Source organism: Streptomyces aurantiaciflavus (genome assembly GCF_049808595.1).
Lineage (GTDB): Bacteria > Actinomycetota > Actinomycetes > Streptomycetales > Streptomycetaceae > Streptomyces.
This window is the reverse complement of record NZ_JBNCAQ010000007.1, coordinates 61503-84549: the sequence shown is the minus strand read 5'-3', so window position 1 is coordinate 84549 and position 23047 is coordinate 61503. Positions and strand designations below refer to the sequence as shown.

General features: G+C 74.7%; 15 protein-coding genes. 3 read left to right on the top strand and 12 right to left on the bottom strand.

The genetic code is table 11. The features are described from left to right. Positions 1-88: 88 nt before the first annotated feature. From ACPT94_RS09750 to ACPT94_RS09720, 7 genes are all read right to left on the bottom strand, one after another. Positions 89-646: a DinB family protein gene (locus ACPT94_RS09750; protein ID WP_360331406.1), complete on the bottom strand. Its 558-nt coding sequence runs from the start codon at positions 644-646 to the stop codon at positions 89-91. A 114-nt stretch (positions 647-760) separates the two neighbouring features. After that, on the bottom strand, positions 761-2554 hold the full coding sequence (locus ACPT94_RS09745) for a hypothetical protein (RefSeq protein WP_360331403.1): 1794 nt from the start codon (positions 2552-2554) through the stop codon (positions 761-763). Continuing rightward, entirely contained in the window at positions 2551-6099 is a 3549-nt protein-coding gene (locus tag ACPT94_RS09740; RefSeq protein WP_425245648.1) for a vWA domain-containing protein, read from the bottom strand. Before ACPT94_RS09740 ends, ACPT94_RS09745 begins: the two co-directional genes overlap by 4 nt. 5 nt (positions 6100-6104) lie before the next feature. Next, a complete protein-coding gene (locus ACPT94_RS09735; protein ID WP_360331938.1) occupies positions 6105-7274 on the bottom strand; it encodes an ATP-binding protein in 1170 nt (389 codons plus the stop codon). A gap of 35 nt (positions 7275-7309) precedes the next feature. Continuing rightward, the gene (locus tag ACPT94_RS09730; RefSeq protein WP_425245647.1) at positions 7310-12439 is read right to left on the bottom strand and encodes a hypothetical protein; all 5130 of its coding nucleotides are present in this window, start codon (positions 12437-12439) and stop codon (positions 7310-7312) included. Then, positions 12436-13290 (bottom strand): DUF4132 domain-containing protein, encoded by an 855-nt coding sequence (locus ACPT94_RS09725; RefSeq protein WP_360331397.1) that lies wholly within the window; start codon positions 13288-13290, stop codon positions 12436-12438. The genes ACPT94_RS09730 and ACPT94_RS09725 overlap by 4 nt, the downstream gene beginning before the upstream one ends. Before the next feature lie 322 nt (positions 13291-13612). After that, entirely contained in the window at positions 13613-14176 is a 564-nt protein-coding gene (locus ACPT94_RS09720; protein WP_360331394.1) for an MBL fold metallo-hydrolase, read from the bottom strand. A 208-nt stretch (positions 14177-14384) separates the two neighbouring features. Here ACPT94_RS09720 and ACPT94_RS09715 point away from each other — a divergent pair, with 208 nt between their 5' ends. After that, positions 14385-15746: an alpha/beta fold hydrolase gene (locus ACPT94_RS09715; protein WP_360331391.1), complete on the top strand. Its 1362-nt coding sequence runs from the start codon at positions 14385-14387 to the stop codon at positions 15744-15746. Between the two features lie 125 nt (positions 15747-15871). On the opposite strand, the gene ACPT94_RS09710 is transcribed toward ACPT94_RS09715, so the two are convergent. Further along, positions 15872-16261, bottom strand: a complete 390-nt coding sequence (locus ACPT94_RS09710; protein WP_360331388.1) for a cold-shock protein — start codon at positions 16259-16261, stop codon at positions 15872-15874. A 90-nt stretch (positions 16262-16351) separates the two neighbouring features. Further along, the gene (locus ACPT94_RS09705) at positions 16352-17218 is read right to left on the bottom strand and encodes a LysR family transcriptional regulator (protein WP_360331386.1); all 867 of its coding nucleotides are present in this window, start codon (positions 17216-17218) and stop codon (positions 16352-16354) included. A gap of 68 nt (positions 17219-17286) precedes the next feature. On the opposite strand from ACPT94_RS09705, the gene ACPT94_RS09700 reads away from it, so the two are divergent. Then, positions 17287-18204: an EamA family transporter gene (locus ACPT94_RS09700; RefSeq protein ID WP_425245646.1), complete on the top strand. Its 918-nt coding sequence runs from the start codon at positions 17287-17289 to the stop codon at positions 18202-18204. Positions 18205-18216: 12 nt separating this feature from the next. Here ACPT94_RS09700 and ACPT94_RS09695 read toward each other — a convergent pair whose 3' ends face one another. Further along, on the bottom strand, positions 18217-18621 hold the full coding sequence (locus ACPT94_RS09695; RefSeq protein ID WP_360331380.1) for a DUF5997 family protein: 405 nt from the start codon (positions 18619-18621) through the stop codon (positions 18217-18219). 58 nt (positions 18622-18679) lie between these two features. Between ACPT94_RS09695 and ACPT94_RS09690 the strand changes: the two genes are divergently transcribed. Beyond that, the gene (locus tag ACPT94_RS09690; RefSeq protein ID WP_425245645.1) at positions 18680-19444 is read left to right on the top strand and encodes a LysR family substrate-binding domain-containing protein; all 765 of its coding nucleotides are present in this window, start codon (positions 18680-18682) and stop codon (positions 19442-19444) included. 54 nt (positions 19445-19498) lie between these two features. On the opposite strand, the gene ACPT94_RS09685 is transcribed toward ACPT94_RS09690, so the two are convergent. Both ACPT94_RS09685 and ACPT94_RS09680 read right to left on the bottom strand, forming a co-directional pair. Beyond that, positions 19499-22303 (bottom strand): beta-L-arabinofuranosidase domain-containing protein, encoded by a 2805-nt coding sequence (locus ACPT94_RS09685; protein WP_425245644.1) that lies wholly within the window; start codon positions 22301-22303, stop codon positions 19499-19501. Positions 22304-22449: 146 nt separating this feature from the next. Next, entirely contained in the window at positions 22450-22926 is a 477-nt protein-coding gene (locus tag ACPT94_RS09680; RefSeq protein WP_360331373.1) for an Lrp/AsnC family transcriptional regulator, read from the bottom strand. Between the last annotated feature and the right edge of the window lie 121 nt (positions 22927-23047).

Here is a 23047-nt window from a genome sequence, read left to right as displayed (position 1 = left end):
GGCCGCACCCCCACCGCGAGGGTGCGGCCGGGGGGGGGCGGGGCCGGGCGGGCCCCCGCCCCCCCACGTCGTGTGACGAGGGGGGCCGTCATCCCATGCTCTTCGACCCGTCCAGCGCCTCGCGGAGGATGTCGGCGTGACCGGCGTGCTGAGCGGTCTCGGCGATGATGTGCACCAGGACCCGGCGGGCCGACCACCGCGCGCCCGGCTCGAACCACGGGGCCGGCGGCAGCGGGTGGTCCGCGTCGAGGTCGGGCAGGGACGCGACCAGCTCGTCGGTACGGTCGGCCACCTCCGCGTACTCCTTCAGCACGCCGGCCAGTGTCTCGCCGGGCAGCATCCGGAACTCGTCGGCCCGCTTGGCCCAGTCGGCCTCCGTCATCTTGGTGAAGTCACCCATCGCCGACGGGCCCTCCAGGATGAAGTCCACCCAGTTCCGTTCGACCTGGGTGACGTGTTTGACCAGGCCGCCCAGACACAGCTCGCTGACGGTGGTGCGCTGCCCGGCCTGCTCGTCGGTGAGGTCGCGGGTGGTGAAGCGCAGGAAGTGCCGCTGCTTGGCCAGCGCCTCCAGCAGGTCGGCGCGCTCACCGGTGGCGGCCGGGGCGACGGTGGTCGGTTCCTGGTGGGACGTCGTCTCGGTCATGGTGTTCTCCGGCTTCCGTGGGTGGTGTTCCGCAGGTGTTCCGCGGTCGAGGACCACGTTAGGAGAGCAAGAGGTCAGATCCTGACCTAAAGAGGCGGGGAACGGATACAGGTCTCACGGCAGCGCCGGTATCGCCTCGCTGCCCGCTCCCCACGCCGCCGCGCACAGCCCCCGCTCCACCGCGTCGGTGTAGACGGCGGCGGCCAGCCAGGCCCGCGCGAAGCGGTCCGCGTCCGCCGGGAGCAGACGGCCGAAGGCGTCGCGGGAACGGTCCGCGGCGGCCGCGTGCAGCTCGTCGAGGAGGTCACCCGCCGTGCCGAGACCGAATCGGCGCAGGCGGGCGCTGTCACCCGACCCGCCGCCGGGGAAGGCCAGCACGCGGCGGCCCCCGGACACCGCCTGCTGGACGCGTCGGCGCAGCAGATGCAGCGGCGCCTCGTCCGCGCCGGGCGCGACCGCGGCCGGGAGCGGGCCCGTCGACGCGGGCAGGTCCGCGCGCTGGAGGCGGTCAAGGCCCAGGTCCACCCGGGCCGTGGGATCCGTGGGGTGCTCGGCGGCCAGGAGCAGGGCGCGGGGGAGCGGGCCGGGGACGAGGCGGGCGATCACCCGCAGCCGGCTGCCCCGGGCGGTGGACAGCAGACGGAGGTTGTCGCGGTGGGGGAGGGCGGGATGGTCGTGGGCCGTGGCCAGCCGGAGGGGGACGCCGGCGCAGTCGGCCAGCAGACAGTCGCCGGTCGTCTCCCGGACCGTGCCCGTGAGGGTCACGTCGAGGAACAGCAGGTCGTGGCCGCCGTCGAGGGCCCGGGTCACCTGCTCGGCGACGGGTACCGCCCACAGCCGGTCCAGCGGCTCGCCGCGCCAGGACGCGCCGGACGCGCGGACCGCCCGTACCCCCGCCCCGGCGCCGAGCCGCCCCGTAGGGGAGACCGTCGCGCCGGACACGGCGAGACCCGCCCGGGACAGTTCACGATGCGTCAGGGCGGTGTCGCCGATCCGTACGGCCCGATCGGCGGCGCCCGTCGCGCGGGAGGGGCCGCCCGGCGCCACGTCCGAGACGGTGCAGAGGCGGCCGTCGGCGTCGGCGGTCCAGGTCACCGCGCCCGCGTACCCGGTCGCCGTGAGGACGGGCTCGGAGAAGAGGCCGTACAGGCGCAGGGAGCCGTCCGGGCGGTACGGCTGCCGGACCGTGCCCCGCAGGCCGGCCAGGTCCGGGCCGGTGGCCCGGGGCAGGCGGTGGGCGACGCCCAGGACGTCCCGTACGGCATCCGCGAGGCCGGCGAGGCGGTACGCGGGGTCGGCGGAGCGGGCCGCGCGGACCCCGGTCACCACGGAGACCGCGGCGGCGGAGGCCCGGGGCAGGCCCGCCAGGCGTGCGGTGTGCGCGGCCCGCAGCAACTCCGCCTGCAGCACGGCGCCGGCTCCGTCCGTGCCCGCCTCGAGGACGGCGGCCGCCGCGTCGAACACGGCCCGGGCGGCGACGCGCTGTTCGGCGGACGCGGTCTCGGCCTCCTCCGTTTCCTCCTTCTCCCTGACCTCCGTTTCCTCGCCCTGCCGCGCCTCTGCCGGCCCGGCTGTGTCCGGGACCGGTGTGTCCTCGGCCACCGGCGCGGCCGAGGCCGCGGCCGCGCGGTGCAGGCAGTCGGGGGCCAGCAGGCACCCGCAGCGGATCGCGTCCGCGCCGGTCACCGTCCCGCCGGGCGCCCGCAGTTCGAGGTCGGTGTCGTCGTCGACGGCGATCCGAACGGTGTCGCCCTCGCGGACGACCGGACGGGCAGCGAGCTTGGCGATGCCCGCGTCCAGCCGTTTGCGGAGCCGGGGCGACAGCGCCCCGACGAGTTCGGCGGTGACGGACGGGGCGACCGGTGGCAGTCCCGGGCCCCTGTGATCCGGAGGCAGGTCCGGGCTCATGAGATCTTCTCCCCTACCCAGCGGGCGAGTTCGAGCGGACTGAGGGCGGCGACGGGCATGCCCGCGGCGACGAGCTGACCCGCGACGCCCGTGGAGTAGCGGGGCCGGCCCGTGTCGTCGAGGCTCGCGCACCCCAGGACGTGGCAGCCCGCGCCGACGAGCGCGCGGACCTCGGCGAGCAGTCCACCGAGCGGATAACCCTCCTCGAAGTCGCTCACGACCACGACGAGGGTGCGCGAGGGGACCGTGACCAGCTCGCGCGCGTGCCGCAGCCCCGCCGCGATGTGGGTGCCGCCGCCGACGCTGACCTCCAGCAGCAGCGACAGCGGGTCCTCGACATGCCCCGTGAGGTCGATGACCTCCGTGGAGAACGCCAGGAAGTGCGTCGACAGAGTCGGCACGCCCGCCAGCACGGAGGCGGTCAGCGCGGCCCACACCGTGGACGCCTCCATGGACCCCGACACGTCCGTCACCAGGATCAGCCGCCAGTCGGCGGCCCGGCGCGCGCGGGTACGGAAGACGGGCCGCTCGGGGACGACCTGCACCGTGCCGTCCGGGCCGCGGCGCGCGGTCGCCAGGTTGGCCCGCAGGGTGCGCGGCAGATCGAGGCCGCCGCCGGGGCGTCGGCTGGGCCGGGGCAGGGCCGTGCCGTGCAGGGCGGGCCGCAGCCGGGTGGCCAACTGCCGGGTCAGCGCGTCCACCAGCCGCCGGACGAGCGGGCGCAGCGCGGCCAGCCGGGCCTCGGGGAGCCCGCCGGCGTGTTGCAGGACCGAGCGCAGCAGGTCGACCGAGGGGCGCACACGGTCCGGGTCCAGCTCGCCGAGGACGTCCGTGCGGCCCGAGGCGGCGGCCGCCGCCAGCACCTCCTCCCGGATGCCCAGCCCGAACAGCGCGGCCAGTTCCTCCGACCACTCCCGCACCCCCGGATACGGCGCCTCCCGGCCGCCGCCGGCTCCGCCACCCGTCAGGTCCCCTCGGCTGCCCTCCCCGCGCCCGCTGCCGTACAGCTCGTCCAGCGCGGTCGCCAACGGGGCCGCCGAGGAGGTGAGCCGATCCGTACGGCGGCCCAGGACGAGACGCCAGCGGTCGGCCGGGGCCAGGAGGCGGTCCTCGGCCCGAGGGGCGGCGGCCTCCGCGGGGACGTCCGCCGCGGTACCACCCGGCGCGGGCAGCAGCCCCAGCGACCGCAACGTCTCCCGGGCCGCGAGGTCCGCCCGGGTCCAGGCGGCGAGGGCGGCCGGGTCGACGCCGCCGGTGTCGGCGACGCGCGCGGTGTCGAGGCGCTCCTCGACGGCGGCGAGGAGGCGGTCACGGGCGGCGGGGCTCAGCGTGTCGAAGCCGCCCCGCAGCGCCGGGAGCCGGTCGAGGAAGTCCCGGTCCGGCAGCTCCGAGACACGGTTGAGCAGGGGCTCCAGCGCGGGCGCCGCCGCCTCCAGCAGCGGGCCCGCGGCGGTCAGCAGCCCGCTGAGCCGGGCGGTGAGCGCGGCACGGGAGCCGGGGTCGGTGGCGGCGTCGACCCAGGAGGCCACCCGGTCGCCGAAGATCCGCGCGTCGTCCTGCCCGAGCAGGACGCGCACGGCCCCGGCGGCACCGCGCATCAACGGGGAGCCGTCGGCGGCCAGCCGGGCCAGGGCGTCGGTGAGCCGGATGCCGCCCAGCAGATCGGCACGGTGGGCGAGTTCGAGCAGGGCCTGGGCGTCGGCGGGGTCCTCGGACCCGGTCAGGCCGTCCACCTGCCGCACCGCCGCCGAGGTGAGCAGCTCGGCCACGGCGGCCGCCCGGGCCGTACGGTCCTCGTCGGCGCCGAGCCCGGGGACGTGACCGGCGCGCAACCGGTCCAACAGGGCCAGACCGGCGAGGAGTTCCGGAAGCGTACCCGCCGGGGGCAGCACCTCGGCGAGGTCGCCGAGCCACTCGTCCGCGAGCGTGAGCAGTCCGCACTCCGCCGCCCGGGCGAGCCCCTCCAGGCACTGGGCGGCCGTCGGCCCGCCCTCGTCGCGCTGCGTGCGCCGCCGTTCGCGCAGCACGCCCTCGGCGGCCTGGGCGGCGGTGACCCCGCGGACGCCGGCCGCGGTCAGCATGGCCGCCGTGGCGGGGGTCCAGCGCACCTCCCAGCGGGAGGTGAGGGCCTCGGCGCCGCCCGCCCCGACGACCTCCTTGGCCTCGGCGTACGGCACCCCGCAGACCGTCAGCCGGCGCAGCAGCAGCTCGCGGCGCCGGTCGAGGTCGGACCGCAGCGGGTCGAGCCGCAGGTCACGGGCGGTGCCGGGGCCGCCCGCCGCAGGGCCGGGCAGGCCCAGTTCCGCCACCTCGGCCTCCACGGCCGGGGCGAGACCGCTGCGCGGCGCGTCCGGGGCGGGGCGCCCGGTGCGCGTGCCCACGAGGACCCGCTCCATCGCCCGCGCCACGGCCCGCCCCCGCCCGTACGGCTCGCCCTGCGCGAGCACCGTCTGCACGGCCTCGACGAGCTCACCGCGGCCCGCCGCGGGCAACCCGCGCAGCCGCGCGAGGTCCGAGGCGAGCCGGCTGATCTCACGTGCGTCGGCGGGCCCCGACGGGTGACCCAGGCCGCGCAGTTCGGCGCAGATCCGTACGGCCGCCCGCGTCGACGCCTCCTCCAGCGCCGCCGGATCACCGGCCGCACGCAGGACCATGTCCTGCCACTCCGGGTCCCGGATGCCGGCCGGGTAGCCGGACCGCTCGTCCAGGAGGGCGTAGGTGTACGGGATCAGCGAGGTCGTCCACGCGGGACGGATCGCCCCGGCGGCGGCTTCGGCCTCCTCCTCCGTGTGCCGCCCCGCCAGCGCCGGAGCGTGGAAGGCGCCGACCACCACGGCGGCCCGTTCCCCCCGCGCGGTGGCCTCCGCCACCCGCGCCCGCATCCACCGTTCGCGCCGCAGATCCAGCTCGGGCACACCGCCCGACGCGGCCGCGTCCTCCCGCAGCGCCCAGCCGGTCAGCAGGGCCGCCCGGCGCAGCGCCTCGGGCGGGGAGCCCGGGGCGGTCGCCTCGACGAGCCGGTCCCACAGGTCGTCCCCGGGGCGGCCCGTCAACCCGGCCCGCAGAGCGGTGGCGAGCCCTCGGCCGGCCACCCCCTCCTGCGGGACACGCCGTCCCTCGCCCCACGCCCGGTCCGCGAGCGGCAGGTCGCAGGCGATCACCGGCACGCCCTGCCGGGCCGCCCAGCGCACGGCGGCCAGTTCGGGCGAGAAGTCGGCGAACGGATAGAACGCCGGCCCCGCGCCGCCGCTCCCGTCGCCGGGCGCGGCGGCGAGGGCGACCGGGGCCCGCGTCTCCTCGTGCCCGAGCCAGGGCAGCCACTCCTGCATCTCGGCCGGCAACTCGACGAGCAGCACGTCCGGCTTCGCCTCGTCGAGCAGCACGGGCACGGCGGCGGCCAGGGAGGGCGCGTGGTGCCGTACACCGATGAGAAAGGGCACGGCCGGGTCCGTGAGAGCGGCGAGGGCCTCGTCGGGGGCGGTGAGGGCGTCTGGCCCGCCGAGGGCCTCGGGCGTGCCCGGGCCGGCGCTGGGGGAGAGGGACACGGCCGTCAGCCCTCCAGGACCGTACGCAGGTCCCACAGGGTGCGCCAGGTGGCGGAACCCTGTTCGGCGCGGCGTCGCACCGGACCGTCCCAGTAGCCGCGCAGCCGGGCCGCGTCGGCGGGGTCGTCCTTGCGGACCACGCCGAGCAGGTGACCCGGCAGCAGACCGAGCACATCACGGTCCCCCGGGAAGTACGCCGCTGCGAGGGCGAGCGCGCCCGCGACGGACACCGCCTCCGCGGTGCTCATCACCGTGGACGGCCGCTCGACCTCCCAGCCCTCCGCCGACCGGCCCTCGCGCAGGTCCCGGAAGGCGGTGACGAGGGCCTCCAGCACGGCGTCGTCCACCTGGAACGGCGCCCCCGCCCGCTCCACCGACGCCCGCGCCTGGCTGCGCACCAGCGCGGTCTCCGCGTCGAGGTCCGGAATCGGGCCCACCGTCTCGAAGTTGAAGCGGCGCTTGAGGGCCGCGGACATCTCGGAGACGCCCTTGTCACGCAGGTTGGCGGTGGCGATCAGGTTGAAGCCGGGCGCCGCGTGCGCCAGGGCGTCCTCGGTGCCCGCCAGCTCGGGGACGGCGATGCGCCGCTCCGACAGCAACGACACCAGGGAGTCCTGCACTTCGGGCAGACAGCGGGTGACCTCCTCGACCCGGGCGATGCCGCCCCTGCGCATGGCGGTCAGCACCGGCGAGGGCACCAGCGCCTGCCGGCTGGGGCCCTGCGCCAGCAACAGGGCGTAGTTCCAGCCGTACTTGAGCTGGTCCTCCGTCGTGCCCGCCGTGCCCTGCACGACCAGGCCGCTGGTGCCGCACACGGCGGCCGACAGCAGCTCGGACAGCATGGACTTGGCGGTGCCGGGCTCGCCGACGAGCAGCAGACCGCGCTCGCCCGCGAGCGTCACCACACACCGCTCGACCAGCGCCCGGTCACCGACGAACTTGCCCTCGACCACGAGGCGGCGCGGCACCCCGTCGGGCACCTCGGCGTCGTCGGGCAGCTTCAGGGCGCGGCCGTCGCTGCCCATGACGAACGTGACGACAGCGCGCGGGGTGAGTCGCCAGGCCGGCGGACGCGGCCCGTCGTCGTACGCGGCGAGGAAGGCCAGCTCGACGGCGTGCCGGTCCTCGGGCGGGACGATCTGGCGGGCCGGGGCGGGGGAGAGGGCGGTGGTCATGGGCGCGGGTTCTTCCAGGTGCGGCGGGACGGTGGTCATCGGCGGCGGCCCTTGCGGGTGGCGCGGGTGGTGAGCTCCTCGTAGGCCGGGGCGTCGCCGGCGCGGACGCGGCCCCACGCGCGCGTGAACAGTTCGGGCACCGGCACCAGCGGCACCGCGCGGGAGTGGTCGCGGACCGGGTAGAGGCCCTCCTTCCAGACCTCCACCGGCAGCGCGGGCGCCTTCAGGTCGTGCCAGCCGCACGGCAGGAACAGCGTGCGTCCGGCGCGCGGCCGCCTGGCCTCCACGACCAGGCCGGTGGCGGCGAGCTCGGCGCGGGCCTTCTTCATACGGGCGGGCTTCCAGCCGGTCCAGCGGGCGCAGTTGCGGTCGGTGGGGTCGGGCAGGGCCAGGAGCTGGAGGTACAGCGCCGCCGCGTCCTCGCCCAGACCGTGGGTCTCGGCGACCTCGGCGACCAGCTCCGGCACCCCGACGGTCGGGTCCTGGGCGTACCCGGCGGGCTCCTCGGGACCCGTCCCGGCGGCGAGCGCGCGGGCGAGTTCGTCGTCGAGGATCATCCGCAGGGCCCGCAGACCGCCGGCGCGTCCGGCGCCGACCAGCCCCTCGACGAGCCCGAACACGGCGTCGTCCGGTCCGGTGAGTCCGGCCGGGCGCACCAGCACGGCCTCCTGGTCCTGGTACCAGGGGCGCAGGACCAGGGCCTCGCCCAGCCGTGTCAGACCTTCCGCGTCCGCGCCCCCGGTGACGGGCAGCCCGTACGCCTTGCGCAGCTGGGCCGCGGTCGCCCCGCCCTGCTCCGCCCAGGAGACGTCCAGGTCGAGCAGCAGCCCCGGGTCGGCGATCCGGCGGCGCAGCGCGGCGAGCCCCTCGGGCAGGGCGGCGCGCAGGGGGTGCCCGTACGGCAGGGAGTAGGCGAGCCCGGCGAGGGCCTCCAGGGCACGCGTCAGGTCGTAGCGGCCGGGGAGGGCCCGGGGGTCCTCGGGGACCAGGTCGCCGTCCTTGTCCCGGCGCAGGACCGTGGTGCGGCTGATCCATGGCGTGCGCGCCGGATTGAGGACCTCCTCGGCGGAGCCGGTGGGCAGGCCCGCGAGGGAGAGCTCTCCGGCGAGGTCCTCGGGCAGGCGGACGACCCCGCCCAGCCGATCGGCCCACACCCGGCCCGCCGCTCCTGTGTCCGGGCCGGACGTCCACAGGTCCGCGGGGTTCTCGGGCAGCAGCGCGCCGAGGAGCGCCGCCCGGTCGTCCGCCCCCAGCGAGGCCAGCAGACCGTCGCCGAGTTCCTTCTGACGCGGCTTCAGCCCCGTCGCGGCGGCCACCTCGTCGGTGAGCTGCGCCGGCTTCCCGGCGAGCAGCAGCGCCGCCTGTACGGGCCCCAGCCCGCCCCGGGTCGCGGCGGCGAGGGCCTCGGGCGCCTCCGCCTGCCAGGGCGCGGCGCCCTTGTCCCTGATCAGCCGGGTCAGGGCGGCGAGCGCGTCGGACGGGAACACCGGCGGGTGCGCGGTCTCCCGCTCCAGGGTGAAGTGGGCGACCGCGCCGAACACGCCGGCCGGATCGTGGTCCAGGGCCAGCCAGTGCACCCGTCCGGCCTGCCGGTCGACGCTCTGGCAGCCGAGGACGACGACGGTACGGCCCTGGCGGCGCAGCACCTGACCGACCCGCTCCTGCTTGTCTTGCGGCTCGCTCAGCACGACCTCGCGCAGCCCGCCGCCGGGCGCGGCCAGCGGCCCGTCCGCGATCGCCTCGAACAGGTGGAGCAGCGCCTCGCGGTGCGTCTCGGTGAGGGCGGGGGAGGCGGCGCGGTGGGCGAGCGGGCGCAGCGCGTCCAGGACGGACAGCCAGACCAGACCGATGCCGGGGACGGTGAAGTCGTCGCTCTGCCAGCCGTCGGCGTCGGCCGTGAGCCGGGAGCGCTCGGGCAGCGGCTTGCCGTCGGCAGGCTTGCCGGACAGCACGTGGTTCACGGCACGGATCTGCCGCAGGGCGCTCCAGCGCTGGTCGCCGCCCCACCAGCCGTGCTGGTCGGCGAGGCCGGCGGTCGCCTCGCGCAGCGTCTGGTCGTCGCCGTGCTCGGGGCTGAAGTCGGAGAACATGCCCTCGGTGCGTCGCCGGTTCACCTGCGGCCGCGCCACGGGAGGCGCCACGAACGCGGCGGTCGACTCCGCGAGCCGCAGCACCGCACGCACGAGAGAGGCGACGCCGGTGAGCAGGTGCGGCTCGGCCAGTGCGGGCAGGCAACGGGAGACAGCCTCCCGAAGCATCTCGTCGGCGGACGGCACGACGGGCTTACCGGCACCGGCCGCGGCCGAAGTACCGCCCGTCCCGCCGACCGCCGCAACGGAAGCACCGGCCGCCGCCCCACCGGAGGCAGCCCCGGCCGAAGCACCGGCCGCCACTCCGCCGGAGGCCGCCGCGGCCGAAGCACCGGCCGACGTCCCGGCGGCCGCCGCCAGGGCCGCCCGCTCCGCCAGGGCCCGAGCCCCCGCCCGCAGCAGCTCACCGGCCTGCTCGTCGCTCAGCGCCCGCAGGATCGCCGACGCGCCCTCGTCACGTGGCCGCAACGCGTGCCAGAAGTCGACCGGCGGCACGAGCCGCGTCCCGGCGGCGAACTCGCCACCCCGCTCGAGCGGCGTCACCCGGCCCAACTCCGTGGCAGCGGAGGTGTCGTCACCCGCGTACAGCGCGACCTGCCGGTGCAGGGCGACGACGACGGGCTCGGCGCCCCCGGGCAGGCGCAGGGCGCCCACCGGCACGCCCGGCACCCGGCCGTGGACCGCCGGCACGGAGACCGTCCGGCCGTCCGGCGTGCCGGCGGTCGTGCGGGCCTCGGCGCCCTCGCCCTCCCTGCGCACCCAGCGGCCGAGGACGGTGCCGTCCGTGCCGAACGGGCTGTGCTCCAGACCGGGCTGGAGCGGCAGCACCGCGCAGTGCTGCTGGAGCAGGGTCGCGTCCTCGCGGATGCCGGACCGCAGGAACGCGGGCAGCGAGGCACGCCCGTGCGTGCCGGTGGCCGGGTCGTACTCCAGCCACACCTGCTGCAGGCCCTGCCTGCCCTGGCGCCAGTACGAGGTGCCGTCGCCGAGGATGCGGCGCCCGGCCGGCAGGACGGTGTCGCCGGCGTGCAGCGCGCGCCCGCCGGTCGCCCGGCCGCCTCCGGGCAGCGGGATCGAGGTCTCGCCCGCGTCGCCGCCGCCGTACCAGTGGGCGAGCCGCTCGCCGCCGAGCGGGAACACCTCGGACGGGCGCGCCGACCAGTAACCGAACTGCTTGCTGTCCTGCCGCCACATCACCAGCAGCTCGCCGTCCGCGTAACGGAACGACGGACGCTGCCAGCGGTCCAGTTCCACGGGCAGGCGCAGCTCGTGCTCCAGCAGGATGTCCTGCGGGCCGACGACGATCGCCTTGTGCCGGCGGGAGAGGATCAGCGCGGGCCAGGCCTCCTCGACGACCAGGGTGTCGTCGCGGTCGCGCCGGGTCTCGGCGTCGAGCCGCCGCAGCGCCTCGTCAAGGGCGGGCCAGCCCAGCTCGTCGGGGATGCCGGCGCGCAGGGTGCGGCCGAGCAGCGGCGCGACCTCGTGCGCGGCGACCGTGGCGACGGCGGCCGGGCTGACCCGGGCGGCGACCGTACGGAACGGACGCAGCCGGTCCAGCGCCGTACGCGCGGCGGGCAGGCCGGCCGCGGCGTTCAGCTCGCCGGCCGAGTCCTCGAGCCACTCGCGCAGCACGTCGGCGAGCACGGGGTGCCCGGCCAGGCCCTCCAGCAGGGTCGTGTCGGGGCGATGGCCGCTCAGGGTGCCGACGGACACGTACAGCAGACGGCGGCACCCCGGGTCCGCCCCGGTGGCCGTCAGGTCGCGCCGGCCGGGCCGGGTCTCGGTCAGCCAGCGGTTCAGGGGGAGGAAGACGTCCTGGTCGGGGCCGGGCAGCGTCAGCGGCACGCCCTCCGCCACACACAGGTCGAGCAGGTCGAGGTCGGCGCCGGCCTGCCAGCGGCCCGTGAAGAGGTCCACGGGGCGGCCCTGGGCGCGCAGCCGCGGTGCCATCCGCTCGACGAGGGCGAGCGTGGCCGGAGAGCGGTCGGCGGCCGAGCCGCCGTGCTTGCGGTGCATGGCCCAACGGCTGAGCCAGTCCGCCGCGTCGACGCCGTCCGCCGCCTCGGCTTCACCCGTCAGCAGCAGGTCGGCGCCGGTCTCCGCGAGCAGCGCCAGCCAGAACTCGTCGTCCTCGGTGGTACGGCCCAGCCCGGCCGGCATGATCTCCAGCAGCCGCGTCCGCACGGCCGGCTGCTGCCCAGCCAGCACGACGAGCGTGGCCCGGTAGGTGTTCCAGAAGGACGCCGGCGCCCGGACCGCCGCCGGTGAGGCGAGCAGGTCCGCGACCAGGGCGCACTCCTCGGTGACCCGGTTCAGCCCGGCGGCCTTGATCAGCCCGCGCGCGTCCTGCGGCAGCGAGGCGTACGGCGGCATGCCGGCGGCGCAGCGCTCCACGGTCAACTGCCGGAACTGCGCCCAGGCGTCGGCCGGATCGAGGCGTGCCGCGAGGGCCTTCACATGTTCCTTGAGCGCCTTGACCGTCAGCGCTCCGGCGAAGGCGAACTCCAGGAAGACGGCGCGCTGCCGCTCCTCGTCCACGGCCAGCGCGTGCACCCGCTCGGCCTCGCGGGCCTTGCCGAAGAAGGCCGCGGCGTACGTGGTGTTCTCGTGCTGCAGGAAGACGCGGGCGGCCTGCTCGTAGAAGGTCGGCAGGAAGTGCGGTACGGCCCGCCCGAGCCGTTCGCCGAGCGCTTCGAAGCCCTCCTTGGCGGTGCCGGGGCGGGACTTGGCCTGCCGCGCGAGCCGCTCGACGTCCTTGACCAGCGCCAGCGCGTGGTGCCCGTTCGCCGGATCGTTGACCAGCGCCCAGGCGGGGAAACCGAGGGTCTCCCGGCGCACCTGCCCGACCTCGGGCGTCTCCGGCTCCCGGACCAGCCCGAGGAAGTCCAGGGCGAGGTCCTCCGCCTCACCGAGGGTGCCCGGCACCAACCGCACGATCTTCCGCTCGTCCAGCGCCTGGTGGGTGTAGGTGCGGACGGTGAGGACGTCGGCGTCCTCCCGGTCCGTGCTGCCCGTCGGCAGGACGGCGCCCGCGTCGAGCAGGGTGGCCGCGATAATCGCGTCGTACGTCGTCATGCCGCCTGCTCCTCGTCCTCGATGTCGCGTCCGGCGTACAGCGCGGCCGCCATGCGCATGCCTTCCGACCAGGCGACCGGCCCGACCTGACCGAGCTTCAGCACGCGGCCGGAGGGGTCGGTGAAGACCAGGGGGCCGGTCTCCGTCTCCTCGTAGCCCTCGTAGTCGCCGATCCACACGCGGGCCTCGACGCCGCGGCCGTCCTCCAGGACGGAGCAGACGGCGTGGCCGCCGCGCACGCGGTAGCCGAGCTGGGTGGCCCGGCCGTGCAGGAACCGCAGCTCCTTGAAGGCGCCCCCCGCGTAGTCCTCGACGGAGGCGGCGTCGGCGTCGAGCGCGGCGGGCCGCCGCCACACCTCGCGGAAGAGCTGCTGGGCGCGCTGCTCGACGCCGAGTTCGACGGCGAACTCCCGCAGTTCCTCCAGGTCGTCGAGGAGCACGGGGTGCGGCAGGCGGACGAGGTCGGGGGTGAGGCGGACGGTGTCGCCGTCGAGGTCGACGAGGCCGAGGCCGCGCTCGGGGTCGGCGTCCCGCAGGAATCCGGCCACCTCGCCGTCGGCTCCGGTGACGACGAGGTCGCGCAGGGCGGCCTGCCAGGCCGGGTCGGGCCACACGCGGGCGAGGACCGCGAAGGGCACCGGCAGTGAGCGCACCATCCACCGCTCCACATCGGCCAGGCACCGCTGTTCGTGCCGCTCCAGCCACTCGACGAGCTGCCGCAGGCCGATCACGGCCGGATCGTCGGCGATCTTGGGCGGGACGGACTTCAACCGCCGCCCGGCCGCGTTGCGGCACACCACCTTGCCGTCGTCGAGGGCGACTTCGTAGTCGCCGGCCGACACCCACCCCATGCGTGCCTCCCGCACCCGCAGTGATCAAGTGACGGGAACTCTAGAACAGGCCACTGACAACGCGGCCCGGGCGGGCGGCGACCCGGTGTCGGGAAGCCCGAAGTCGCAGGTAATCGACTTGAGTTGGGGCTTGTCGGGCGGCCTGCTCGTCGAACGTCGTGAGGTGGGTTCCGGTCATGGACCGCACCTGGGAACATGGGACGTCGTCACCTGGTCTGCCAGGTCGAACGGCTCGTTGAAAGACGGTCGCGCAAAGGGCGCCCGGCGCCTGGCCCGGTTCCCGCATCCGCCCGTCGGCAAGGCCTTGTTCGGCCGCCGGACCTTACGCCGGGGTGCTCCCGTCCGGGCTGAAGGCGGCGCCGTGGCCGGGGACGATCAGCGCGGGGGAGAGGGCGAGCACCTTGGCGCGCGAGGCGTGCAGGGCCTCCGGGTCGGTGGCGTACGGGTCCTCCACGGGTCCGTCCGCGCTCCACCACAGGTGGGTGAAGACGACCAGCCCGTCGGCGGTGTCGACGAGCGTGCTGATGTCCTCGGCGGTGTGCCCGGGGGTGGCGGCCAGACGGATCGACGGCGATATCGCGAAGCCGTCGGCGGGGCGGTCCGTCCACACGTCGTTCTCGTAGATCGCCCAGTGGTCGTGGAAGCGGGCCGCGGGGAACAGCGCGGCGTTGAGCGTGTGGTCGGGGTGGTGGTGGCTGAAAACCACGTCGGTGACCCGATGGGGCGACACGCCCTCCTCGGCCAGCGGATCGAGGATCAGCGTCCGGTCGGCGACCATGCCCGGGTCGACGACGACCACCGTGTCGCCGTCATGGACGAGACTCACCGTGCTGGCGGTGCGGGGGCCGACGTAACCGGTGGTCAGAATGCGAAAGATCGCGGTCATCCCGGCACAGTAACGCCCGTGGGAGGCGCTGGACAGGGCTGAGTCGACGTTCCTGAAATCGCCCTTCGGCGTTCTGGAATCCGGTCACTGCGGGCTGATGTTGTGCACCACATTGACGGCGATCAGAAATCCGCCCTAGATTCCCTGCCGTCAGTGCACCGGATCCGTACGTTCACGCTCCACCCCCCACTCGACAGGAGCCGTCGACATGCGCGCCCGCACCCGCCCCCGGACCGTCCTGGCCGCCCTGGCCCTGGCCGTTTCCCTGACCTTCACCGTCCCCGCCGCACAGGCGGCCACGCAGGCCACCACCCGTCTCACCGGCACCCTCGCCGACGGCGCCATCTGGATCGCCGACGTCCCCGACGACTGGAACGGCACCCTCCTGGTCTTCAGCCACGGCTTCGGCCCCACCGTCGCCCAGAACGCCCCCTCGGCGGCCGTCCGCTCCGAACTCCTCGCGCAGGGTTACGCGTTGGCCGGATCCTCCTACGATCCGGACGGCTCCTGGTGGGCCCTGGAGAGCGCGGAGCGCGACCAGTTCGCGACGATCGACGCGGTCACCGCCCGGATCGGCGAGCCCCGGCGCGTCCTCGGCGTCGGCCAGTCGATGGGCGGGCTCGTCAACGCCCAGCTCGCCCGGGACGGCGCCGGACGCATCGACGGCGCCCTCGGCCTGTGCGGCCTCGTCGCGGGAGGTACCGACCTGGACAACTACCAGCTCGACGCGGAGTACACCATCGCCCGGCTGCTCCTCCCCGAAGGGCAGGAGCAGCCGGAACTCGTCGGCTTCGACACCGCCGCCGAGGCCGCCGCCACCGCCGACCGGCTCACCGCGGCCGTCACCGCCGCCCAGGCCACCCCCCAGGGCCGCGCCCGCATCGCCCTGGCCGCCGCCTTCCTCAACCTGCCCGCCTGGGCCCCCGGCGAGACCGCGCCCGCGCCGACCGACTGGGCGGAGCAGCAGGAGCAGCAGTACGCGTGGTTCGCGCAGGGCATCCTGGCGTTCGTCGAGACCGGCCGCTACCACATCGAGCAGTCGGTCGGCGGCAACAACTCCTGGAACCGGGGCGTCGACTACGCCCGGCTGCTGGCGGGTTCCCGCCACGCCCCGCAGGTCCACGCCCTGTACCGGGCGGCCGGTCTGGACCTCCGCGCCGACCTCGCGAAGCTCACCGCGGGCGCCACGATCACCGCCGACCCGGCCGCCGTCCGCACCGCCGAGCGCACCTCGTCCGCCGGCCAGGGTCTCGCCGTACCGCTGCTGAACGTGCACACCGTCGCCGACAACCTGGTGCCGGTCGAACAGGAGCGTCGCTTCGGTGACCGGGTGCGCGCGGCCGGCGACGGCGCGCTGCTGCGCCAGGCGTACGTGGAACGGGTCGGTCACTGCGCCTTCACCACCGCGGAGACCGTTGCCGCGCTGCACGCGCTCGAACACCGGGTGGACACGGGCCGTTGGGACGAGGTGGCCTCCCCGGCCGCTCTTCAGCGGGCGGCGACCGCCCTCGGACTCGACGGGGCGGCCTACGCGCCCTACCGCCCGGCACGCCTGACCGTCGGCCGCTGACCGGCCGGGAGCGGCGGGTCTCTCCGGCGCCCCAGTGCCTCGGTCACGTCCGTCGTACCGAACGAGACCCCGCGGACGGCCGGAGCGCACCGCCTCCCGAAGACGGTGCGCCCCGGCCGGTTCCGTCAGCCCTCGACCCAGCCGTGGTTCTTCGCGAACTGCGCCAGCCCGGAGCGGACCTGGAGGATCTGCTCGGCGGTCAGCGAGGGCGCCGCCGTCAGCAGGGCCTCGGTGACGTCCCGGCTGAACTCCTCCGTGCTGAGCACGTCGCACAGGACGTCGTCGTCGGCCGCCAGCGGCTTGCCGTCCGCACCCCGCGCGAGCCGTACCCCGGACGCCTTCGGGCCGCGCTCGCCGTCCTCGATCTCGAACTCCACGACGACACCCCGCCGCACCTGCGACTCGGGCATCAGCATGTCGTTCACGTGCAGGAAGACGTCCTCGCCGCCGTCGTCGGGCGCGATGAACCCGTAACCGCGCTGGCTGTCGAAGCGCACCACACGACCAGCAACCATCCCAACCCCCAGCAACCTCGAAACACCCACGTCGGTGAACCTGACCGGATCGTAGTCGTCCCGACGGCCCCCGGGCGATTCCCGGGGGACTCACTGTGCACGGTACAACCCTGTGAGCAGCTCCATCACCGCCTGGGTCGCCGGATGCGGATCGTCGCGCCACCACACCAACCGGACGGCGACCGGTTCGGCGTCGCGGACCGGCCGGTAGACGATCCCGGGCCGCGGATACTGGTTGGCGGTCGCCTCGGCGGTCATGCCGACACCGCGGCCGGTGGCGATCACGGTGAGCCAGTCGTCGACGTCGTGGGTCTCCTCCGTGGCCGGCCGCGCGTCCGCAGGCCACAGCTCGGGGGTGGTCGTGCCGGTCCGCCGGTCGATCAGCAGCGTCCGTCCGCTGAGGTCGGCGAGCCGCACCGAGCGGCGCCGGGCCAGCGGATCGTCGGCGGCCAGGGCGCACACGCGCCGCTCCAGCCCCACGAGGGCCGAGTCGAACCGCCGGTCGTCCAGCGGCCTGCGTACGACCGCCATGTCGCAGGCGCCCTCCGCCAGTCCGGCGCTGGGGGAGTTGACGCGCACCAGCTGGAGGTCCGTCCCCGGGCGCTGCAGCGCCCACTGGCGCTGGAAGGCGAGGGTGTGACCGCCGAGCGCCGACCAGGCGTAGCCGATCCGCAGCCGGGTGTGGCCCGAGGCGACCTCCCGCACCAGCGAGTCCACCTCGCCGAGCACCCGCCGGGCGTGCGCCGCCACCCGCAGCCCGGTCGCGGTCGGCGTCACCACCCGCGAGGTGCGCCTCAACAGCCTTACCCCCAGCGCTCGTTCCAGGGAGGCGAGCGTGCGGGAGACGGCTGCCTGGGAGACGCCGAGGACCGCCGCCGCGTCGGTGAAACCGCCCTCGTCGAGGATCGCCACGAGACAGCGCAGCTGCCGCAGCTCCACATCTGTCCGGCCATCCATGAGTGCATCGTATAGATGCTGCGGCTCATGCATTTTGCGCAACGGCCGAGCGCGTGCACGATCCGACCATGCCTGCCGCACCCCCGCCCGCCGAAGCCGCCTCGACGTCCGCTCCACCCGTGCCCGACGCGCCGTCCGCCGCACGGCCTGGCGGGCAGCGCCTGGCCGGTGTGGCCACCATGGTCGGCAGCGGTCTGTCCAACCAGACCGGCGCCGCGATCGGCTCGCTCGCCTTCCCCGTGCTCGGCCCGGCGGGCGTCGTGGCGGTGCGCCAGTACGTCGCCGCACTCGTCCTGCTGGCCGTCGGCCGGCCCCGCCTGCGGTCCTTCACCCGCCACCAGTGGGGACCGGTTCTGCTGCTGGCCCTGGTGTTCGGGACGATGAACCTCTCCCTGTACACCGCGATCGACCGCATCGGCCTCGGGCTGGCGGTGACCCTGGAGTTCCTCGGCCCGCTGACCATCGCGCTGGCCGCCGCACACCGCCGCGTCGACGCCTGCTGCGCGGTGATCGCCGCGTCGGGCGCGGTGACGCTGATGCGCCCGCAGCCCTCCACCGACTACCTCGGGATGGGCCTCGGTCTGCTGGCCGCCGTCTGCTGGGCGTCGTACATCCTGCTCAACCGGACCGTCGGACGCCGCGTGCCGGGAGCGCAGGGCTCGGCCGCCGCGGCCGCCGTCTCCGCCCTGGTGTTCCTGCCGGTCGGTGTCGTCCTGGTGCTCCGGAACCCGCCGACCGCGCCGGCCGTGGGCTTCGCCGTCGCCGCCGGTGTCCTGTCCTCGGCCGTGCCCTACCTCGCCGACCTGTTCACGCTGCGGCACGTGCCCCCGGCGGCGTTCGGCCTCTTCATGAGCGTCAATCCCGTCCTCGCGGCGCTGGTCGGCTGGATCGGGCTCGGGCAGGGCCTCGGTCTCGTCGACTGGACGGCCATCGCCGCCGTCGTCCTGGCCAACGCCCTGAGCATCCTCGCGCCCCGGCGCGGGTGAGGCGCGGCAGGGTCAGGACTCGGCGCCCGCCGCCTTCGCGGCCTTCTCGGCGTGGAGCTTCTTGATGCGGGCCGCCTCCCTGCGGACCTCCGCCTGGGTGGCGCGCTCCTTCTCCAGCCACTCGGGTTTCTCGTCCTTGAGCGCCTCGATCTGCTCGGTGGTCAGCGCCTCCGTCACACCGCCCCGCGCCAGGCCCGCGATGGACACGCCGAGCTTCGCGGCGACCACCGGACGCGGGTGCGGGCCGTTCTCCCGCAGCTCACGCAGCCACGTGGGCGGGTTCGCCTGGAGCTCGTCGAGCTCGGCGCGCGAGACGACACCCTCCTGGAACTCGGCGGGGGTGGCGGGGAGGTACACACCCAGCTTCTTCGCCGCGGTCGCGGGCTTCATGGTCTGGGTGTTCTGCTGCGACTTCATGCCGTCCAGACTATCGGCCGCCGACGAGACCTCCGACCACAGCCGGTAACCTGGCGGGATGACCGACTCGGCGGATTCCCCCTCGTTCCGGCTCGCGTACGTCCCCGGAGTGACGCCCGCCAAGTGGGTGCGGATCTGGGAGGAGCGACTGCCGGACGTCCCCCTCACCCTGCTCCAGGTGACCGCCGCCGAGGCCTCCGACGTCTTGCGCGACCGCGCCGCCGACGCGGGCTTCGTACGGCTTCCGGTCGACCGTACGGTCTTCAGCGCGATCCCCCTCTACACCGAGACGACCGTCGTCGTGGTCCCCAAGGACCACCTGCTCACCGCGGCGGACGAGGTGACTCTGGACGACCTCGCCGACGAGGTGGTCCTCCACCCCCTCGACGACGTCCTCGGCTGGGAGGAGCTTCCCGGGGAGCCCGCCTTCGAGCGCCCGACGACCACGGCCGACGCCGTCGAGCTCGTCGCGGCGAACATCGGCGTCCTGGTCGTACCCCAGTCGCTGGCCCGCCTGCACCACCGCCGGGACCTCACCTACCGGACGGTCGTGGACGCCCCCCAGTCGGGCGTCGCCCTGTCCTGGCCGGAGGACGCGACCACCGACCTGGTCGAGGACTTCATCGGCATCGTCCGGGGCCGCACCGTCAACAGCTCGCGGGGCCGCACCCAGCAGCAGCCCCAGCCGAAGGCCGACAAGAAGCGGGAACCCCGCAAGCCGGCGGCGGGCAGGACGACCGGCGGCGCCGCCCGGGGCCGGACCGGCGGCGCCAAGGGCGGCGGCGCCAGGCGGGGCACGGGCAAGCCGCGCCGCCGGTCGTAGACCCTCCCGCTACGGCGTGAAGGTCTACGACATGAAGGTCTACGGCACGAACGTCTACGACACGAACGTCGCCCCCTGCGCCGTACTCACCACCTTCTCCCCGTCGGCCTGTCCCAGCAGCCCGGCGGCCACCCAGGCGTTCACCACGCTCCGCACCCGGGTCACCAGGGCGTTCTTGTCCGCGAACGGCGCCCCGGCCCAGATCTCGTCCAGGAGTGTCGTGCCGTCGGACCGGGCCGGGTTGGCGACGCCCGAGTCCGTGTTCCCGAAGACGACCTTGGGCTCGGCTCGCCGTACGTAGGCGTGGGTCGGATCCTCGGTGCCCTCGAAGAAGGGGGCGAACTCGGTGCCGCCCAGCGTGTAGTGGAGGGGCTTGCCGGACACGGGCGTCAGCGAGGGCAGCAGGTCGCCGGAGAGCGCCGCGTTGGCGTACAGGCCGACCGGGAGGTAGCCGGTGCTCGTGCTGCGGCCGACCAGGTTGACCGGGCCGTAGAACAAGGTCTGCAGGGACGGGTCGTCGAGGGCCTTCTCGACCCGCAGCCGGAAGGGGATGGTGACACGCACGGTGTCGCCGCTGCGCCACGTCCGGGACACGGTGAAGTAGCTGCCCGCGGCCGGAGTGCCGCCGACCGCGCTGCCGTTGACGGTCACCTTGAAGCCGCTGGTCGCCCAGGACGGCACCCGCAGCCTCAGCTCGAAGGCGGCGCTGCTCCCGCTGAAGGTGAGCGTGGAGCCCTGCTCCCTCGGGTAGTCGGTGGTCTGCGTGACGGTGACGCCCTTCTCCGACCAGGTCAGCGTGGAGGGGCTGTACAGGTTGACGTACAGGGCGGAGTCGTCGGCCTTCTTGAAGTACACCGAGTCCTGGTACTTGGTGGCGCTCTCCATGCCGGTGCCCTCGCAGCAGGTCGTGCCCTGCTTGGGGGTGTAGTCGCGCACGTGCCCGGGCTTCAGGCCGATGAAGTACGTGACGAGCGGCTTCTCCGCGTCGGCCTTGTCCTGCTTGGAGCCGAGGACCTGGTTGTACAGACCCCGCTCGTAGTAGTCCATGTACTTCGGATCCTGGTCGTGGAAGAACAGCATCCGGCTCAGCTTGAGCATGTTGTACGCGCAGCAGGTCTCGGCGTTGGTGTCGCTGATCGTGCCGGCGACGACCCCGCGGGCCTTCCAGAACTCCGCCGTGCTCGTACCGCCGATGCCGTACATGCGGTGCGGGACGACCATGCCCCAGAAGTTCTTGGCGGCGGTGAGGTAGCGGGTCTCGCCCGTCGCGTCGTACAGCCGGACGTAGCCGGTGAAGATCGGGATGTGCTGGTTGGCGTGCAGGCCGTCGAGGGTGTCGGTGTTCGCGGCGCACGCGTCGATCAGCTTGTCGAGGTCGAACAGCCTGGCCAGCGCGAGATGTTCGGCCTTGCCGGTGATCGAGTGCAGGTCGACGATCGTCTCGACGATGCCGCCGAACTCACCGCTGGAGAAGATGCCCCACATCCGCTGCAGGGTGGCGTCGGGCAGCTTGGACAGCCGGGAGTACATCCAGTCGCACATCCCGGACGCGAGGTCGAGCGCCCGGGCGTCGTCCGTGGCGAGGTGGGCGTCCAGCAGGCCCTTGAGGATCTTGTGCGCGGTGTAGTACGGCGCCCACACCTTCGTGTAGTCACCGCTGGTCATCGACTCCAGCTCGATGAACTGCGTCTCCGGGTAGGCGGCCAGGAACCCGGGGTGGCTCGGCCCGCCCCAGGTGCGGCGGAGGGTGGCGGTGAGTCCGCGGCCGGAGGCGTCGGCGAAGGTGCCGCCGGTGGTGGCGAAGAAGTAGTACGACGCGAGGTTGCCGAGCCCCGCGGAGGAGTTCTTGGCCTCGTTGGTCTGCAGTGAGGTGATCTCGGCCGCGGTCAGGGCCCGGGACCAGACGTTGAACTCGTCGAAGGCGCCCGCGAACACCGGGTCGCCGGCGAAGTTGGAGCGGCCCAGCCAGTTGTTCGTCAGGGTGCCCAGGACGGACGGGTTGAGCGTCATCGAGGTGTTCTGGGCGACGGCCGTGCCGTTGACGTAGAGGGTGCCCGTGCTGCCGGAGAGGGTCACCGCCAGATGGCTCCACTGGTTCAGCGGCAGCGCGGCGGTGCCGTTGAGCCCCTGCTCCCCGCCCGGTCCGGTGGTGGTGATCGCGAACCGTGGCACTCCGGTCGCGTTGCGGGTGGCGAGGTACATGTACCGGGTGGCGTTGTTGCCGAAGTCGAAGGCGCGCTGCCAGTTGGCGTTGTGGGTGGGCCTCACCCAGACCGACAGGGTGATCGCCGCCGCACCGCCGAGCACGGCGGCCGGGAGGTCGACGTACTGGTAGGAGCCCCGGACGTTCTCGTGCGCGCCGCCCCACTTCCCGGTGACGGCGAGCATGCGCGGGTCGCCGCGCAGGGCCTCGCGCACCTCGGTCAGCGCGCCGACCATGGTCCGGATCTTGTCGGCGTACGTCTGGTCGCCGGTGCTCGCGTACGCCTGCGACAGCATGGTCAGGAAGTGGCCGGTGTAGTGGCCGCGGAGGTTGCCGTTGGCCTCGCCGTCCAGGCCCTCCCAGCCGCCGGGGGCGACCGCGCCGCCGGTGGAGAGCCCGGCGTTGGCGCGGAAGACCTGGAGCAGCCGGTTCACGTCGTAGCCGCGGGCATGGTCGAGCAGCAGCTGGCGCTTGGTGGCGAAGACGCCGGAGCCCAGCTTGACGGTGTCGAGGGGGAAGGGCCGAAGAGTCCAGGCGGCCGGGGGCGGGAGCGTGACCGCCGAGGCCGCCGCGACCGCCCCGCCACCGATCCCGGGGACGGCGGCGGCGAGGATCGCGCTCTGGAGAAGGGTCCGTCTGCTCAGGGGCGGTGCCATGTGCTGCTCCTCCGGGTCCGATCGGAATCACGGGCGTTCGAAATAACGAACAGTGTGCGGGTGATCGACCAGACGGTAGAGGGGTGACGGGAGGGCGTCAACGGTGCTGACGGGATTGACAGCTGAGTGACCGTCAGGCGGGCCGCTCACTTCCCGGCCGTGCGGCCGATCGACTCCACCAGCGGCAGCAGGCGGTACGGCACGCGCTCGCGCAGGGCGACCTCGGTACGGGTGCGGACCACGCCGGGCAGGCTGATCAGCTTCTGGATCACGTCCTCCAGGTGGGCGTTGTCGCGCGCCACGACCCGGGTGAGGAGATCACCGCCACCGGTGATCGAGAACGCCTCGACGATCTCCGGTACGGCGGCCAGCGCGTCCCCCACGTCGTCGAGGTGGCCCTGGGTGACCTCGATGTGCACGAACGCGAGCACCGGGTGGCCGAGCGCGGCGGGGGAGAGGGCCGGGCCCGTGCCGGTGATCACGCCGTCGCGCTCCAGCCGGTCGAGGCGGGCCTGGAGGGTGCCGCGGGCGACGCCGAGGATGCGGGCGTACTCCCGCACGCTCGTGCGCGGCTGCTCCAGCAGCAGACGCAGGATGCGGGTGTCGAGCTCGTCGACGGCCATGGTGCCCGGCCTCCTCGGGTCTCCGACTGGTGTGCGTGATCGTCGCCGACTGTACCCATGGCCCAGCGGGAGGCACTCCTGGCCGTCCACGGGTCCAGCCGTCGACCGTGAGAACATCCCT